Here is a 16,006-nt window from a genome sequence, read left to right as displayed (position 1 = left end):
CTCTTTAAAAAATGGTAAAACCGCTAACATCACTCCGGTTCTTTTTTGCCCTAATGGTATTATTGTCCCATTGCTCTTCGGAGCGAGTAGCCCCTTTTTTTGACAAACATATCTTTCAGGAAGGCTACGCCGGTGTTGGTTTCTTTTTCATTCTAAGTGGCTTCATTATTGCTTATTCATATCGTGAAAGAATATTGGAAGGTGAAGTTTCGAGAGAAGAATTCTGGGTTGCACGCATCGCACGTATATATCCTTTACATATACTGACGCTCCTTATGGTTATATTCGCCGGATTAGTTCCTTTCAAGAGTGCTATAAGCTGGATTACGCACTTCGTTCCAAATCTGTTTTTAATACAATCTTTTATTCCTGTCAATCATTTTTATTATTCTTTTAATTCTCCTTCGTGGAGTTTAGGATGCGAACAGTTATTTTATTTACTGTTTCCTTTTCTTATATCATGGCTTAACGACAGTAAAAAACTACTATTGATACTCATTCCCCTTATCATAGTGGCTCTTACAGGAATGTATTTCACTCCGGACGAAGAAACCATAACAAACTCAATATGGTATGTGAATCCCATAACACGGTTACCCGATTTTCTGATAGGTTTGTTTCTTTTTCATATTTACGATAAATATAAGAACATCAATATATCGTACACAAAGGCTTCGTTATTGGAGATAAGTTCCATTGTTCTGTTACTTGCATTTTATTTGCTTTCGGGCTATTTTTCAATAGTTTACAGAGCATCTATATATTACTGGATACCTATTTCATTAACTATACTCATATTTGCTTTTAGGCAGGGTGTTATATCAAAGATACTATCAAATCAGTATCTTGTCCGATTAGGAGAGGTTAGTTTTGGAATTTATATGTTTCATTTCATTATTATCATCCTATTCAATAAGATAATTAACGAAACAAATGTATCGTTACCATTCTATATATCTTTCTTCATAATTATATTTATAGTTTTATCTGTAAGCTTTTTATCGTACCATTATTTTGAAAAGCCAATTGCCCATCTTATAAAAAGTTACCCCAAAAACGGAAAGCAAATTCCCCAATGACCTCACGTCTTCGGGGAATCCTAATGATCAACTAAAAAAACTATCAATAGAAATGATTAACAATTTGAGCATGGCATTTTGTTGACTGCTATCACAAGGTTTGTGAGCAGATATATATATTCAACATCAACGCCTATTATTGTTTAGAGTATTTTAAATTTCTTTCTTCAAATCTCCTACCCATGCTGCAATACGGTTGCCCGTTTGGTCCGATTCGTTATCTTCGTCAATAGGCAAACCTACAAACTTACCGTCAACAACAGCGGCAGAATCGTCGTAAGTGTATCCATCAGTACTTACCGAACCAATCATTGTTGCTCCTGCTGCTTTAGTTGCCTTGTATATCTCGCCCATGCCATCGCAAAACGTGTCGCTAAACGAAGATGAATCGCCACAACCAAATACGGCAACTTTCTTGCCCGATAAATCGGCGTTTTTCAGATTGTTGATAAAATCTTCCCAATCGCTCTGAAGGTCGCCTAAACCCATTGTTGATGTTCCAAACAGAAGCACATCGTAAGTCGAGAAATCGCCATTGGCATTGCTTACATCAAAAACATTATCGCCCGATACACCAAGAGCGCTTGCTATTTGTTTTGCTACCGACTGAGTATTACCCGAATCCGAACCGTAATATATACCTATACTTGCCATTTTATTTTTGTTTTTAAGTTTATACTACAAAGTAAAGGTAGTTTCAGGAAGTTTGCAATACCGAGAAATAATGAATTTAAAGAACCCCTATCGCTAAAAATGATTAGAACCTTATGTAAAGAACATAAAAAGGCCGTATGTAATCTAACATACGACCTTTCTATATAGTAGAAATTTATTCTATTCTTTCTTTTTTACGCTTCGGCTTTAGGTAAAACCGAAACATAAGATCTATCATTCTTTTTGCGACGGAAAGTTACCACGCCATCAACAAGAGCAAATAGAGTATGGTCTTTGCCCATACCTACGTTCTCGCCTGGGTGATGAGTTGTACCTCTCTGACGAACAATGATGTTACCTGCTTTTACGATTTCTCCACCAAAAGCTTTAACTCCAAGTCGTTTACTTTCTGATTCACGACCGTTCTTCGAACTACCTACACCTTTCTTATGTGCCATTTTCTTTTGATTTTAATCTTGATTAAGCAATAATTTCTTTAACTGTTACTTCTGTAAATTGTTGACGGTGACCGTTCAGTTTGCGATAACCTTTTCTTCTCTTTTTGTGGAAGATAAGAACTTTGTCGCCCTTAACCTGATCGCCTACGGTAAGTACAACTTTTGCTCCGCTCACATATGGCGCACCAACTGTAATTGTACCTGCGTTATCAACCAATAACACTTTTTCAAACTCTACATCGGCTCCTTTATCTGCCGATACTCTGTGAACAAATAATTTTTGTCCTTGCTCAACTCTAAATTGTTGTCCTTGAATGTCTACAATTGCGTACATTGCAATAAAATAACTAAAGTTATGTGCCTGAGGCGAATCGCTTTTATGCAATTTCTTATCGGCCTATTGGCAATCGGGGTACAAAATTAGAAAAATATATTCAAAAACACAAGCGCATAGTGCTTTAATTGATTATTTTTTATTCTCTAATCCATCATGCCAAGCAACTGAATCATTCCCAGATTTGAAGAGCGCATAATATTTGCCTCCCTATATTTACCCATGTTATACAACCGGGCAATGGTTTGCCCCTTATAGCTTGTGGCAATCCATATTGTGCCCACAGGCTTTTCGGCTGTTCCGCCGTCAGGGCCTGCAATGCCCGATGTGGCAATAGAACAATCGGTATTCAGTTTCTGACAAGCACCCTGAGCCATTTCTATGACTACCGCTTCGCTTACAGCTCCATCTCGTTCCAAGTTAGCAGACGATACGCCCAATAAATCAACTTTTACGTCATTGGCATAAGCAACTATACTGCCTCTAAAGTATTTTGACGAACCGGCAACCGATGTTATCAGACGAGCAATATTACCTCCCGTACAACTTTCGGCCGTGCTTACGGTTAATCCTTTTTCTATAAGGCGCAGGCCTAATATCTTTTCGATGGGAATATCTTCTTCCCCAAGTATTGCATCACCAAGCAACCCTCTGAGCAAATCGGAACGTCTTTCCAACTCTTCTTTACGATGCTCGCCCTTCACAAACAAACGCAACTTCATCATTCCGGGTGTCGGCAAATAGGCCAAACCAAAATCCGAAGGCAAACTACTTTCAAAATCGGCGATATGCATCGCCAAAGCCGATTCGGTGTATCCACCAACAATAAATATTTTTTTCAGATAGGCTTCCATATCGTACCTGTCCATAAGGCGTGGAATAATCTCGTGTTCCATATTATACTTCATCTCATAAGGAACACCGGGCATCGAAACCAATACCTTTCCATCGCGCTCAAACCAAGTGATGGGAGCCGTCCCTACCCTGTTCTGGATTACCGTACAATCTTTGGGAATATATGCCTGATTACGGGTCAGTTCGTTCACCTGCCCACCTATAACAATGCCTTCTATATTGCGCAACACATCGTCGCTGAACACCAAGGAAGTACCATAATACTCGCAAAGGGTTTTCTTGGTAATATCATCTTTCGTAGGGCCCAGACCGCCGGTCATCAATATTACATCAACACTCTTGAAGGTGCGTGTTATGGTATCTTTGATTTGTTCGGCATCGTCACCTATCGAAATTTTCCCTTCTATTTCGAATCCGGCTTGAGTCATTTTTTCTGAAATCCAAGCCGAGTTTGTATCCACTATCTGCCCGATAAGGATTTCGTCACCGATTGTTATGATTGCTGTTTTCATTGTGTTGTATTTTTGTTTTCAATAACCCGTTACTAAAAGATTCTTCGCAGCTTTCAGTCCACATTTTTGATATTTAGAGTAAGCCGCAGCAGCACTATTGCGCACTGCCTCGCTCGTGTCTCCTTTCAGATAGGTAGATATGGCATCGTGTAGCGAATATGCCTCTGGGCACATCAGGTTGGTAGTCCACACCAAAGGATTTGCTTTAGTCGATTTCAGTATCGGCCTGAAATATTGCTTGCTGGCACATGCCAGAATTATAGCGTCACGGCTCTTTCCGTCAGTGTTCACATACGAGTCGGTGAGCGAAAAATCCATCAGTCCGTTATGACCAATGTAAGTCAAAAGCTTAGCGTTGCCATTCAAACCAATAACCTTATTGTTTACAATGATTGTATCTTTGAGGCTTCCGGCGCACGATTGCAAGAAATCTTCCGTACAGTCTTTTATATAACGCCCGTCGTAGGCATCGGCAACCAAGTAAACATCTTTTGTTTTGTGACGGAATACAATCCTCTCCAAACGGGTGTTATCTGCCTTATAGCGTTTCAATTCTTTCCATTCGGCACTTTTTCTGAAATACGTACGAATGCCGTATCCACAACCCCAATAAAGATTATTGTCAGTATCTTGCCCGTTTCCTATCTTTGCCGGAACCTTCACTATACCTTGATATTTGTTGTCGCATAGTGCTACCATCACATGGATAGATTGTGTATTCTGGGCACGCAACGAACCGCATACTATAAGCACAAACAGAAATACAAATATTATTCTTTTAGCCATCTTTCAGTTATTTTGAATTCAACCGTTTCATTCGTTGCAACAAAGTAGGATGCGAATAATAGAAAAACACATTAAGCGGATCGGGATTTAAATTGCTAAGCGATTTTGTAGATAATTTTTTCAGCCCGTCAATAAGGGCATCGCTCAAACCATATTTTGCAGCAAAAGCATCTGCCTGATACTCGTTCTTTCGGCTTATAACATTCTGCACTAACCCTAAAACCAGTGATATAGGAGTAAACAATATAGAAAAAGCTATCGCCCCTAAATGAAAAGACGGAACATCGCTCCCCAAGGCATGGGCAATACTTTCGCTACCAATAAAATACGAAAGCAAGAATAGCATCACTCCCGTGTAAGGGATAGAGAATAGTAAATGCTGTAATGTGTGCTTCTTTTTGTAGTGACCTATTTCGTGTGCCAGAACGGCAACAATCTGGTTCGTCTCTAAATCGTTTATCAGCGTATCGTACAAAACAATACGCTTTTTGTTGCCCAACCCCGTGAAGTAAGCATTAGCTTTGGTAGTGCGTTTAGAAGCGTCAATTACATAAATATTGGTCAATTTAAAGCCAGCCTTATGGGCAAAACGTTCTATTGCGGTGCGTAGTTCACCTTCGGGCAAAGGCTGTTGTTTGTTGAAAAGAGGAACAATGATGTTTGAGTAAAACATCGACATGAACAGCGAAAACACCGTTACCACCACCCACGCATAAACCCATGCCATAGTGCCAAAACTTTGGTAAAACCAAATCAGTAGCGTTAGTATCAACCCTCCTATAATAACCGATAGGAACAGGCTCTTTAGTTGGTCTAACCAAAACGTTTTGCGGGTTGATTTATTAAAACCAAATTTTTCCTCAATCGCAAATGTTGCATAATAAGAGAATGGTAAACCTATTATATCGTTAGCGATGAAGAGTATCCCTACAAAAACAAGAGAAACGAGAATCGGGTTGCTTGTCCATGCCCTTACTTCACCATCCAGCCATCCAAAGCCTTGGATGAGAAGAAAAAACAGTATAACAACAAACGAAACAGACGACGACAGTAGCCCAAAGTGGCTATTTTCGCGCTGATATTCTTGTTGTTTCTTATATTTTTCGACATCATATATACCTTTCAATTGCTCAGGTATCCCCGTACTCATACGTCGGCGATTACGATAAGCCAGATATTGCTCCCAAACAAAATCGAGAGTCACTATCAGTATTATTACCCAATACAAAACCATGCGCTTTTATTTTTTTTATATTCAGACCGTTACTCTCGAAAATGGCGCGGCATCCATCGGGCAAAACTTTCCGTCCAAATATTGATAGTATCCCGTAATGGCTACCATCGCCGCATTATCGGTTGTATATCCGAATTTAGGTATATGTATAGTCCATCCGTAACGTCTCCGATAATCTTCAAAAGCATTTCTCAACCCCGAATTCGCCGAAACACCTCCCGCCACGGCAACCTCTTCTATCTTTAAATCTTTGGCGGCTTTTGCCAATTTATCCATCAGTATATCAACGATTGTTTTCTGCAAGGAAGCACACAAATCGGCTTTATTTTTTTCGATGAAGTCAGCATCTTTTTTCAGTTCGTCACGAAGCATATAAAGAAAAGAAGTTTTCAGTCCGCTAAAGCTATAGTCGTACCCTTTCAGGTGAGGTTTATTCAGTTTAAACCTATCGGGATTACCTTCCTTTGCCAATTTATCGACTATTGGCCCTCCGGGATAACCCAACCCCATTACTTTCGCACACTTATCGAAAGCTTCGCCGGCGGCATCGTCTATGGTTTGCCCAATGATTTCCATATCGTTATACGACTTCACAAGTATTATTTGCGAATTCCCCCCCGACACCAACAGGCACAGGAAAGGAAAAGCAGGTGGCATTTTTTCTGAATCGGCCTCCCTGATAAAGTGAGCCAGCACATGTGCTTGCAAGTGGTTAACATCGACCATCGGTATATTCAGTGCCGACGAAAAACCCTTTGCAAAAGACATACCCACAAGCAAAGAGCCCATAAGTCCCGGCCCACGGGTGAAGGCGATAGCCGTCAGTTCGTCCTTACTCACTCCGGCAGCCTTCAGTGCCTCGTTCACTACGGGTATTATATTTTGCTGATGGGCACGGGATGCCAGTTCGGGCACCACTCCGCCATAGCTTTCGTGTACTTTCTGGCTCGAAACAACGTTCGACAATAAAACCCCATCGCTAATCACCGCTGCCGCTGTATCGTCGCACGACGATTCTATTCCTAATATTGTAATCATCTTTATTCCTAAACTTAACAACAAAGATAATACTTAGCAGGAAAGATTATTGAACAGGGGCATGCTTATTTTAGAAAGAAAAATGTATTTTTGCATCTTATAATTTTCGTTGAAGAATATACCTGACACAAGATGATTAATAAAATAGAAGCTCTACTGAAAGAGGTTGAAGAACTGAAAGCCGCATCAGCGCAAGAGGTTGAAGAACTGAGGATTAAATATCTAAGCAAAAAAGGCGAAATATCCATGCTGATGGACGACTTCCGCAACGTTGCCCCTGAAGAGAAAAAAACTTTAGGAATGAAGCTCAACGTTCTAAAAACCAAAGCCCAAGAAAAGATAAACGAGCTGAAAGAATCGCTCGAAAACAGCAGCTCTACTACCGAAACAATAGACCTTACGCGTACGGCTTACCCTATACCACTCGGTTCGCGTCATCCGTTATCGTTGGTAAAAAAGGAGATTTGCGATATTTTTAAACGCCTTGGCTTTTCTATTGCCGAAGGCCCCGAAATTGAAGACGACTGGCATGTGTTCTCTTCATTGAACTTTGCCGACGATCATCCGGCACGCGATATGCAGGATACTTTTTTCATAGCCAATCATCCCGATGTTGTTTTACGTACCCACACATCGTCGGTACAAACCCGTGTCATGGAAAAACAAGAACCGCCTATCCGCATTATGTGTCCGGGGCGTGTTTATCGCAACGAAGCCATATCTTACAGGGCTCACTGTTTCTTCCACCAAGTGGAAGCTTTGTATATTGACAAGAACGTATCGTTTGCCGACCTGAAGCAAGTACTATTGTACTTTGCTAAAGAAATGTTCGGTGCGGAAACAAAAATCCGTCTCCGCCCATCCTACTTCCCATTCACCGAACCAAGTGCCGAAATGGATATCTCGTGCAACATTTGCGGAGGAAAAGGCTGTCCTTTCTGTAAACATACAGGCTGGGTAGAAATAATGGGTTGCGGAATGGTAGATCCAAACGTTTTGGAAAGTTGCGGTATAGACAGTAAAAAATATACCGGTTATGCCCTTGGTATGGGCGTTGAGCGCATCACCAACCTAAAATACAGGGTTAAAGATCTGCGCATGTTCTCCGAAAACGATGTACGCTTCCTCAAACAATTCCAGAACGGATAATTACTAACGGATAATTACTAAAATAATCCGTAGTGCACATTCAGTGAGTTTATATCAAGTCGCTTATTATAAACATTTATAGCGCATTTGTTATTGGTTTGCCTATAATCTATGCTCCTTGAACGTTGTTTCTGAACAAAGTGAAGAATCCCTTTGTGGCTTTATTCCAGATCCCTTCGTTTCATTTAGGATGACAAAACATAAAACGGATATATATTATTTTTCAGTAATATGCCAATAAATAAAGCCCTGCCGACAAAAAATCAGCAGGGCTTAAATATATTAGTGGAATTTTATTATTTTCTTAGTTTTTTGGAGCTTCTTCAGTAGCGGCAGGAGCTGCTGTTGCTGGCTGATCGGCTGTGGGCAAAGGTAGGTTAGAACCTACATTTGGTGCTTGCTGAGCAGGAGCCGCAGGAGCTACTGGCACAGGAGCAGTATTTGTTGCGGAAGATGGATTGTTCGATATAAATTTAGCACTGATCAAACTCAATACTATAACAGCACCGGCTAAATACCATGTGGCTTTTTCTATAAAGTCAGTCGTTTTTCTTACTCCCATAACATTGTTCGACGAAGAGAAAGAAGAAGACAAGCCTCCACCTTTTGAATTTTGTACTAAAACTACCAGAATCAATACAATTGCTGCAATAACAATTAAAACTGTAATAAGAACAAACATCTTTTATCTTTTTTTATTTTTTTCGTTTATAATCAATTTCTCAAGAAACGCTAATTGGTCTGCAAAGTAAATATTTTTTTCTGGAAAATTCAAACTTAATCGTTTAATAATTTCGTATGCTTTCTGATACCTACGCTGTTTTATATAGATAGTTGCCAAAGTTTCGGTAAAAAATATATCATCGGTCAGGTCTTCTTCCTTATCAACGAAAGGAAGAGGCGTTTCTCTGTCCGAATCGTCGGTTGGCCTTTCCAATACAATTTTCACATTGCCTCCCTCTTCGGCAGCCTTATTTATAAAGCTATCTATTATATTTTGGCGTTTCTGTTGTTTTTCGCTGCCTTCTTCGTCCGGTTTTTCTTTTATCATCTCCGGTTCAGTACTTTCAGCTTCCGCCGGAAGTTCTTCGAGCGATTGCAGATAAGAAAAATAATCGGTTGTGGCTAAACTCGAATTCAAGATAGCACGTTCCAGCTTGGGTTCTTCGTCATTTGGTTTAGCCGTATCGAAAAATGCGTCAAGGAGTACAGAAGTACGATCTTCGCTCATTTCTGATTTTCCGGTAACTTCATGGTAGCGTTCGTACTCTTCGCTCAAAACATAATAAAAGAGTGCACGCCTGTCCGAAACAAAAGCCGAAAGCCTTTGCAGTTCTGTCTGGAAATCTTCCGCATCCAGCAGATACAAATTTTTAAGATAAAGGAACAAACCTGCCTGAAAATATGGATATTTATCGGTAAGAATCCGCAATTGCGACAACGACGCTGCATCTAATGCCCTGTCGGTATCCATTAACTCATAAAATTCTATCTTATCCATATTCGCCCTTTATTGTGTTTATTACCAGTTCGACATTGTTGAATTGAATATCTGGTCTACAATATCTTCGGTAAGTTGTTTCACCAACTCGTCCTGAACATCGGTAAGCATATTTGACGAATCGAAATCCCTGTATGCCGTGAAAACCTCTTCTTTATCTTCCTGTGGATTTTTGTTGTTCTTATACCTCATACGTACCGACATCGTAAGGCGAGTTTGCGAGGCCAAAGCATCTTCCCTCACCGCCAGAGGTGTCAGATCGTAGCGAGTCACCTCGCCTTCTATTTCCAAATCGGGATTTACGCTGGTAAAGTTTAACTTTGTGTTGCGGGTATAAACATCTTTCATCCTCTCGTTAAAAACTTGTGTAAGAGGTGCATAAACCAATTGAGCCTGATTCTGAAAATCGTTGATATTTATGGTTTTAGTGACACTATAATCGATAGAGGCCCCATTAAACTGATACGAAACCTTGCACGATAAGGCAAAAAGGAGTGTAGCAAAAATTGTAAAAATATATTTTCTCATCATTTATTTGTCAAGGTTATATTCTTTTATTTTCCGGTATAATGTCCGTTCTGATATTTTCAGGTCTTCGGCCGCGTTTTTGCGTTTGCCTCCATGTTTTTCCAAGGCTTTCTTTATCATTTCCCGTTCAACGTCTTCGAGCGACAGGGTTTGCTCCTCATAATCCGTTTCATCAACATGAGACTCGTCAACAGGAATAACAACAGGCTGTTCGTCCTTTTTATACTTTATGGAGATTGGTGCGGAAGGTTGTATCCCACTGTCGGCCACCAATAAAGAAGGTAATAAAGTTTCTTCGGTATGTTGGCGCGCAAGTTCGGAGGGCTGTATTTTTCCCGATACAAGCTCCTGAACCACTTTTTTCAGGTCGTTCATATCCTTGCGCATATCCCAAAGTACCTGATAGAGGATTTCCCTTTCGGAACTGAACATATTTTGTTCGCCGGAAGTTGAAGTTCCCGCCTTTATGGGGACTATGCCAACCTCGTTAGCTGGGAGGTACGAACGCAATATATCGGGGGTTATTTCCCTTTCGCGTTCAATTATGGATATCTGTTCGGTTATATTTTTCAGTTGGCGCACATTGCCCGGCCAACGGTAGTTCATTAATATTTCTTTTGCCGAATCGAGCAGAACGATAGCCGGCATGCGGTATTTCTCGGCACAATCGCTCGCAAATTTACGGAACAGCAAATAGATATCTTCTTTACGTTCGCGCAACGACGGAACACGTATCGGCACAGTATTGAGACGGTAATACAAATCTTCTCTGAAAGTACCTCTATTCACGGCATCTACCATATCCAGATTTGTAGCAGCTACTACACGGACGTCTGTTTTTTCCACTTTCGAAGAACCTACTTTTATAAATTCACCCGTTTCGAGTACCCTTAGCAAACGTGCTTGCGTAGACAAGGGAAGCTCCCCTACTTCGTCAAGAAACAGCGTTCCGCCATTAGCTACTTCAAAGTAACCTTTGCGTTCGCCGGTAGCTCCTGTAAAAGAACCTTTTTCGTGTCCAAACAGTTCCGAATCTATCGTTCCCTCCGGTATCGATCCGCAATTCACGGCTATATAAGATCCATGCTTACGGTGGCTAAACTGATGTATTATCTGTGGAAAACTTTCCTTTCCCACCCCGCTTTCGCCCGTAACCAATACCGACATATCGGTGGGTGCTACTTGCAGGGCTATGTCTATAGCCCGGTTCAATAGTGAATTATTCCCTATTATTCCAAAACGTTGTTTCACCTGCTGAATATCCGGTTTTGCCATATCTTATAATTATCCTTATATATAAAAAGAATGCTTACTGACAAAATTACATATTTTATCAATAACCTGTCAGCCTTTTTTGTGAAGATTTATAAATAGATTGCTTGCAAATGTACCTAAAAAAGAAACCACCGTACTAATTACGGTTCAGTTTTAGTTTCTTGGTTTTGCCAATGAGTATGTTTTTTGTTTAAGAAATTCGCCCAGTTTTTTTGTGTTATTATACTCGGCCATATCTTCAGGCATTATGGGTTCTCCTAAACGTACAGTTATTGTTTTCCCTCTTTTATTATAGACTTCATGCCCCAACCGTAAACTACGCAGACGCCAGTCTACCAAATCCAGAAAATTAAAGAACCAAGAGTTACCACCCGTAAAATACATGGGTATAACCGGAACCTTAGACCGTTGTATCAATTTTATGACTGTCGATTGCCAATCTCTGTCTTCAACAATCATTTTCCCTTTTTTGAGCTTGGTTTTAGATACGGCTCCCGCCGGAAAGAAACCTAAAGGATGTCCGTTTTTCAGATGCTCTATACATTCTTTTACACCTTCCAAACTCGATTTTTCGGCAAGTTTACCATCGCTATACGGATTCACGGCAATGAAGTGCATTGCCATTGTATCTATCATGGCAAGAATGAAGTTTACCATCATCTTATAGTCGGGCCTCACAGAGCCTATCACATCAATAGCAATGATTCCGTCAATATGCCCATATGCGTGATTCGATACGGTAACGAAAGGCTTGCCTTCAAACCGCTTCAAAACCTCCAGATTCTCTACCTTCACATTCACCCCCACATCCTTAAGCAAACTGTCGCAAAAAGCCACTCCTTCGTACTGTTTCGAGGCATCGTAGATACGATTCACCTTGTTCATCCCCGTAAGGCGCATAGCTAATTTTATTAACAGGTTGCCAAAACGGCCTCTGAATATGGGGTTGATTTTCTGGATATCTTCTTTGCTCAACAATTTTTCTTTCATCAATAATCACTCTTTAAAAGGGACTGCAAAGGTCGGTAAAAATACTAAATACTGCAAAAGTGGATATACAAACGTAAAAAATACACCCCTAAAGTTTTATTTCGTTACTTTAGGGGTACACTTCACTATATGATGATCTGCTTCTTTATTTATTTTGCTTTGCTACTAATTTGAAGCCTTAACTCTATACCGGAATGTTGCCGAAACAGATATTTCAAGATATACCGGCACTGTTCCTTTTGTTAGTGTAGCCGTAGGCGTATATGTTAGCGCAATAGGTAATGCTTTGCTTTTGCTCTTCACAAGGCTTGACAATACTGCCTCTACGGTTTTCAGATAGATATTGTTTTGTAATTTCATGTCCGAAAGGATATCCGATCCATTCTCTTTGTTAGCGAATGTACCGATTTGCGTAGTAGCATTATTCCCTACCTTTATTGTAAAATCCTTTACCTGAACCAATGTATCAATCTGATTCAAACCCGATAATTTCACATAGCTATCAAGAAAAATAATATCTGCCGAAATTATATTCTTCGCACCTTCTTCTCCTATAATATCCCGCAGATATATATTTGTTTCCCGTGGTGTTTGAGGGTTATATTCAATCCCTTCAACAGGAATTTTATAGATATGGGTGTATGTTTCTTTTTTTTCAATCATTGTTGGGCCATCGTCGTCTCCACCACACGAAACAAACAGAACAGCCATTAAAGTAAGCATCAATATTTTACTAATAGTTTTCATAAAAATTAGATATTTAATAATTTCGTAAATTTGTACTTGTTTTAATTAAGATTGTAGCAAAGATAATTCTTAAATTGAGAAAAACACAAATCCATACAGAATAGATATCCTCAGAAAATGCACAGTCTGCTTATATTTTGTATTTTTGCAACTCATTAATAAGCTACCCGAAAATGAGATTCGATATTATCACCGTTCTACCCCAAATGCTGCTCGAACCGCTTAATTGCTCCATACTAAAAAAAGCTCAGGATAAGGGTTTAGCCGAAATTCATATTCATAACCTGAGGGATTATACAGCCGACAAACACAAACGCGTTGACGATTATCCTTTTGGTGGCGAAGCAGGCATGGTTATGCAGATTGAGCCGATCGACAACGTTATTTCATATTTAAAAAACGAACGGGATTACGATGAAGTAATTTTTACATCGCCCGACGGTGAACGCTTCGACCAGAAAATGGCAAACACGATGTCTTCCCTCAAAAACATTATTATTCTGTGCGGACATTATAAGGGTATCGACTACCGTATCCGTGAGCATCTGATAACAAAGGAAATATCCATCGGCGATTTTGTATTGACAGGAGGCGAACTTGTTGCCGCCATGATAACGGATGCCATAGTACGCGTCATTCCCGGAGCGATAGGTGACGAACAGTCAGCCCTGTCCGATTCTTTTCAGGACAATTTGCTGGCTCCGCCCGTTTATACCCGGCCTGCCGAATACAAAGGGTGGAAAGTACCCGAAATACTACTATCGGGGCATCAGGCAAAAATAGATGAATGGAAACTGCAACAAGCCATAGACCGAACCAAACGGTTGCGTCCCGATTTGCTGCAAGATTAAATCGAATAAATTCTTACTTTTTTATCAACAAGAAACCTATTAGCTTGTCGTACTGTTGTCCGGGAGGCTTATAATATACGCTTACGGTATATTCGTTTTCTGTTTCGAAATAATTGCCTTCCATCTTTGCCGGAGAAAACCGGTTTCCTTCTTTTGTCAGATACATGTAATTATACGCTCCTTGCTTCAGAAGAAGCGACAGTTGGTATTGCCGGGTGAGGTTGTCATACTTCATCAGATATTTATCCGAAAACGTATCGTAAGTAAAATCGCCGTTCACATAAATATTTTCCAAGATGGGTTGCTCCATCGGCAGATAGAAGTTAGTGATAAAATAATCGCAAGCGTAATCGAAGCTGTTTTCGTTCAAATCACGGCTATGGATAAGGAAACGGCCGTTCTGGTCTTGGTCGTAACTATATGCTTTTCGTGCCCTTATTTTGTCGGGAACAATATTGGTGAAATAGAAAGGGTCTTGAAAATCGACCGATTCAACATTCAGCCCATTATAGCGGTAGCTGGTCGATTCGAAGCGGCGGTATTCGTTTCCTGCTTCAAAAATAAGATCCCTGTTTTGCTCGTAACGCAGTTTACCGGGTTGCAGATAAGTTGGCTTTACCTGCTTCTGCGTATCGAACCGATTGTTTTGGCGGACAAAGGTTTTTATCTCGCTCAGCGGGTCGCGCAAAGTATTGCTCCCGTAATCAACCACAAACGATATTTGTTGATGCCCTTTGTTGGCGTCAATATCTGTGATAGACGACATCGTTCCCGACAGTTTTACCTGTGTTTCGATAACTGAAAAACAAGCCGTGAGAAGAACGTCATCAGGATTGTCTTCTTCTGTAACAATCACCGCATAATTGCCCGACACCTTTAGCCTGATATCATTATTTGGTATCTCTACCTGAAAGTTAGTGTACCCTACCGTGCTGCCCATAGAAGGCTCGTAGTCCAAAATCAGATTATCGTTAAACCCATCAACATATTCTATGTCGGACAATGAAGATGGTTTCCAGTCGGCATTGCAATGCACCAGTTTATAGCGGAGGCGTGCCGATGAGTTTTCCGACAAACGGTCGAAGTTCAGGCAAACATATTCATCACTACCAAGTTCTATAATAGGATATTTCCCCCACGAGCAATTCGCCTTTACTTGCACAGTATATATGTCCGAACTTACAGGCATAGTTCTATACGGCACTTGCTGAGCAAAGACGGAATGCGCAGAAAACCAAAAGAATAAAAACAGGGGAATGATATATTTCATGCCGGTTCATTGTATTAGTGATTGACTTGCAAGATACAAGTTATCGCTCCAATTTCAGAAGAGACTCTCTTATTAAATCGTGCGATGTATAGTTAAATCTTGAAGAAGAGGGATGATAAACATACATTATCGGTATATCTTTTTCCTTTGTCTTGTAATAATAGAAACCTTTGCCGTCGTTAATACGGGTTTGTTCGTTGTTTTCCAACTTCTTGTAATATCCACCAGACGGTAATTGTTCCCATAAGCGATTCCCCCAAGCTATAATTAAATCGGGTTGGTGTGCTTCCAATACTTCGAAGAAGGCATTTTTGCTGTCGCTAAACTCTTTCTGTTTTGGAGATACGCGGGCTCTATCTGTACTGTATTGCACATAGCTGTAAAACAATATAGAATTCCAGAAAGATATTGTTTCGCTTGCCGATAACTGTTTATTTAAAAATACGTTAGAGAACTTTGTGTAAGTATTCATCCAACCGGCAAAGCGAATCCCCGTCTCATTATTTTTATAACTTAGAAAAGTTTTTACGGCCTTGGATGTAAAATCCCGGCAAGTTTTATCGTCTATACTTAAATCACCACAAACGCCTTGGCAACCACCGCAAATATGACTTTCGCCCAATATTAACAGTTTTTTGCCATTAATTCCCTGAATATAGTTTTCGCCAATCCAAGGACGAAAAAAGACAGATTGCAGATTCGCTTTATCTTTCTCTTCTTTCATTGTAATCGTATAATGATGTTG

18 protein-coding genes are annotated in these 16,006 nt (G+C 40.2%); 3 read left to right on the top strand and 15 right to left on the bottom strand.

What is annotated here, in order from left to right; translation table 11 throughout:
• Positions 1-11 precede the first annotated feature (11 nt).
• Positions 12-1,079: an acyltransferase gene (locus M2132_RS03680; protein WP_280671455.1), complete on the top strand. Its 1,068-nt coding sequence runs from the start codon at positions 12-14 to the stop codon at positions 1,077-1,079.
• 153 nt (positions 1,080-1,232) lie between these two features.
• Here the strand turns inward: M2132_RS03680 and M2132_RS03675 are convergent, their stop codons facing one another.
• The 7 genes from M2132_RS03675 to tsaD form a co-directional block, all read right to left on the bottom strand.
• The gene (locus M2132_RS03675; RefSeq protein ID WP_280671453.1) at positions 1,233-1,733 is read right to left on the bottom strand and encodes a flavodoxin; all 501 of its coding nucleotides are present in this window, start codon (positions 1,731-1,733) and stop codon (positions 1,233-1,235) included.
• 194 nt (positions 1,734-1,927) lie between these two features.
• Positions 1,928-2,191, bottom strand: coding sequence for a 50S ribosomal protein L27 (gene rpmA / locus M2132_RS03670; protein WP_280671451.1), 264 nt, complete (start codon positions 2,189-2,191; stop codon positions 1,928-1,930).
• A gap of 22 nt (positions 2,192-2,213) precedes the next feature.
• Positions 2,214-2,525 carry a 50S ribosomal protein L21 gene (gene rplU, locus M2132_RS03665; protein WP_280671515.1) on the bottom strand — a complete coding sequence of 104 codons (312 nt, stop codon included), beginning with the start codon at positions 2,523-2,525 and terminating at the stop codon, positions 2,214-2,216.
• Positions 2,526-2,671: 146 nt separating this feature from the next.
• Entirely contained in the window at positions 2,672-3,892 is a 1,221-nt protein-coding gene (locus tag M2132_RS03660) for a CinA family nicotinamide mononucleotide deamidase-related protein (RefSeq protein ID WP_280671450.1), read from the bottom strand.
• An 18-nt stretch (positions 3,893-3,910) separates the two neighbouring features.
• Positions 3,911-4,678, bottom strand: a complete 768-nt coding sequence (locus M2132_RS03655; protein ID WP_280671448.1) for a hypothetical protein — start codon at positions 4,676-4,678, stop codon at positions 3,911-3,913.
• Between the two features lie 7 nt (positions 4,679-4,685).
• Positions 4,686-5,912: a M48 family metallopeptidase gene (locus M2132_RS03650; protein ID WP_280671446.1), complete on the bottom strand. Its 1,227-nt coding sequence runs from the start codon at positions 5,910-5,912 to the stop codon at positions 4,686-4,688.
• A gap of 21 nt (positions 5,913-5,933) precedes the next feature.
• Positions 5,934-6,950 (bottom strand): tRNA (adenosine(37)-N6)-threonylcarbamoyltransferase complex transferase subunit TsaD, encoded by a 1,017-nt coding sequence (tsaD, locus tag M2132_RS03645; RefSeq protein WP_280671444.1) that lies wholly within the window; start codon positions 6,948-6,950, stop codon positions 5,934-5,936.
• 132 nt (positions 6,951-7,082) lie between these two features.
• Between tsaD and pheS the strand changes: the two genes are divergently transcribed.
• Positions 7,083-8,099, top strand: a complete 1,017-nt coding sequence (pheS, locus tag M2132_RS03640; RefSeq protein ID WP_280671442.1) for a phenylalanine--tRNA ligase subunit alpha — start codon at positions 7,083-7,085, stop codon at positions 8,097-8,099.
• 304 nt (positions 8,100-8,403) lie between these two features.
• On the opposite strand, the gene secG is transcribed toward pheS, so the two are convergent.
• The 6 genes from secG to M2132_RS03610 form a co-directional block, all read right to left on the bottom strand.
• Complete coding sequence (gene secG, locus M2132_RS03635; protein WP_280671440.1) at positions 8,404-8,781, bottom strand: preprotein translocase subunit SecG; 378 nt, start codon at positions 8,779-8,781, stop codon at positions 8,404-8,406.
• Between the two features lie 3 nt (positions 8,782-8,784).
• Entirely contained in the window at positions 8,785-9,600 is an 816-nt protein-coding gene (locus M2132_RS03630) for a hypothetical protein (protein WP_280671438.1), read from the bottom strand.
• A 21-nt stretch (positions 9,601-9,621) separates the two neighbouring features.
• Entirely contained in the window at positions 9,622-10,131 is a 510-nt protein-coding gene (lptE, locus tag M2132_RS03625) for an LPS assembly lipoprotein LptE (protein WP_407932412.1), read from the bottom strand.
• Positions 10,132-11,403 (bottom strand): sigma-54-dependent Fis family transcriptional regulator, encoded by a 1,272-nt coding sequence (locus M2132_RS03620; RefSeq protein ID WP_280671435.1) that lies wholly within the window; start codon positions 11,401-11,403, stop codon positions 10,132-10,134. It lies immediately after the preceding gene.
• Positions 11,404-11,556: 153 nt separating this feature from the next.
• Positions 11,557-12,393 (bottom strand): lysophospholipid acyltransferase family protein, encoded by an 837-nt coding sequence (locus M2132_RS03615; protein ID WP_280671433.1) that lies wholly within the window; start codon positions 12,391-12,393, stop codon positions 11,557-11,559.
• A 165-nt stretch (positions 12,394-12,558) separates the two neighbouring features.
• Complete coding sequence (locus M2132_RS03610) at positions 12,559-13,140, bottom strand: hypothetical protein (RefSeq protein ID WP_280671431.1); 582 nt, start codon at positions 13,138-13,140, stop codon at positions 12,559-12,561.
• A 173-nt stretch (positions 13,141-13,313) separates the two neighbouring features.
• Between M2132_RS03610 and trmD the strand changes: the two genes are divergently transcribed.
• Positions 13,314-13,991: a tRNA (guanosine(37)-N1)-methyltransferase TrmD gene (gene trmD, locus M2132_RS03605; protein ID WP_280671429.1), complete on the top strand. Its 678-nt coding sequence runs from the start codon at positions 13,314-13,316 to the stop codon at positions 13,989-13,991.
• Positions 13,992-14,004: 13 nt separating this feature from the next.
• On the opposite strand, the gene M2132_RS03600 is transcribed toward trmD, so the two are convergent.
• Both M2132_RS03600 and M2132_RS03595 read right to left on the bottom strand, forming a co-directional pair.
• Positions 14,005-15,261, bottom strand: a complete 1,257-nt coding sequence (locus M2132_RS03600) for a DUF5103 domain-containing protein (protein WP_280671427.1) — start codon at positions 15,259-15,261, stop codon at positions 14,005-14,007.
• Between the two features lie 40 nt (positions 15,262-15,301).
• The gene (locus M2132_RS03595; RefSeq protein ID WP_280671425.1) at positions 15,302-15,985 is read right to left on the bottom strand and encodes a hypothetical protein; all 684 of its coding nucleotides are present in this window, start codon (positions 15,983-15,985) and stop codon (positions 15,302-15,304) included.
• Between the last annotated feature and the right edge of the window lie 21 nt (positions 15,986-16,006).

The organism is Dysgonomonas sp. PH5-45 (genome assembly GCF_029893235.1).
Taxonomy (GTDB): domain Bacteria; phylum Bacteroidota; class Bacteroidia; order Bacteroidales; family Dysgonomonadaceae; genus UBA1309.
The sequence above is the reverse complement of the archived record's forward strand: the minus strand, read 5'-3'. Positions and strand labels throughout refer to the sequence as shown.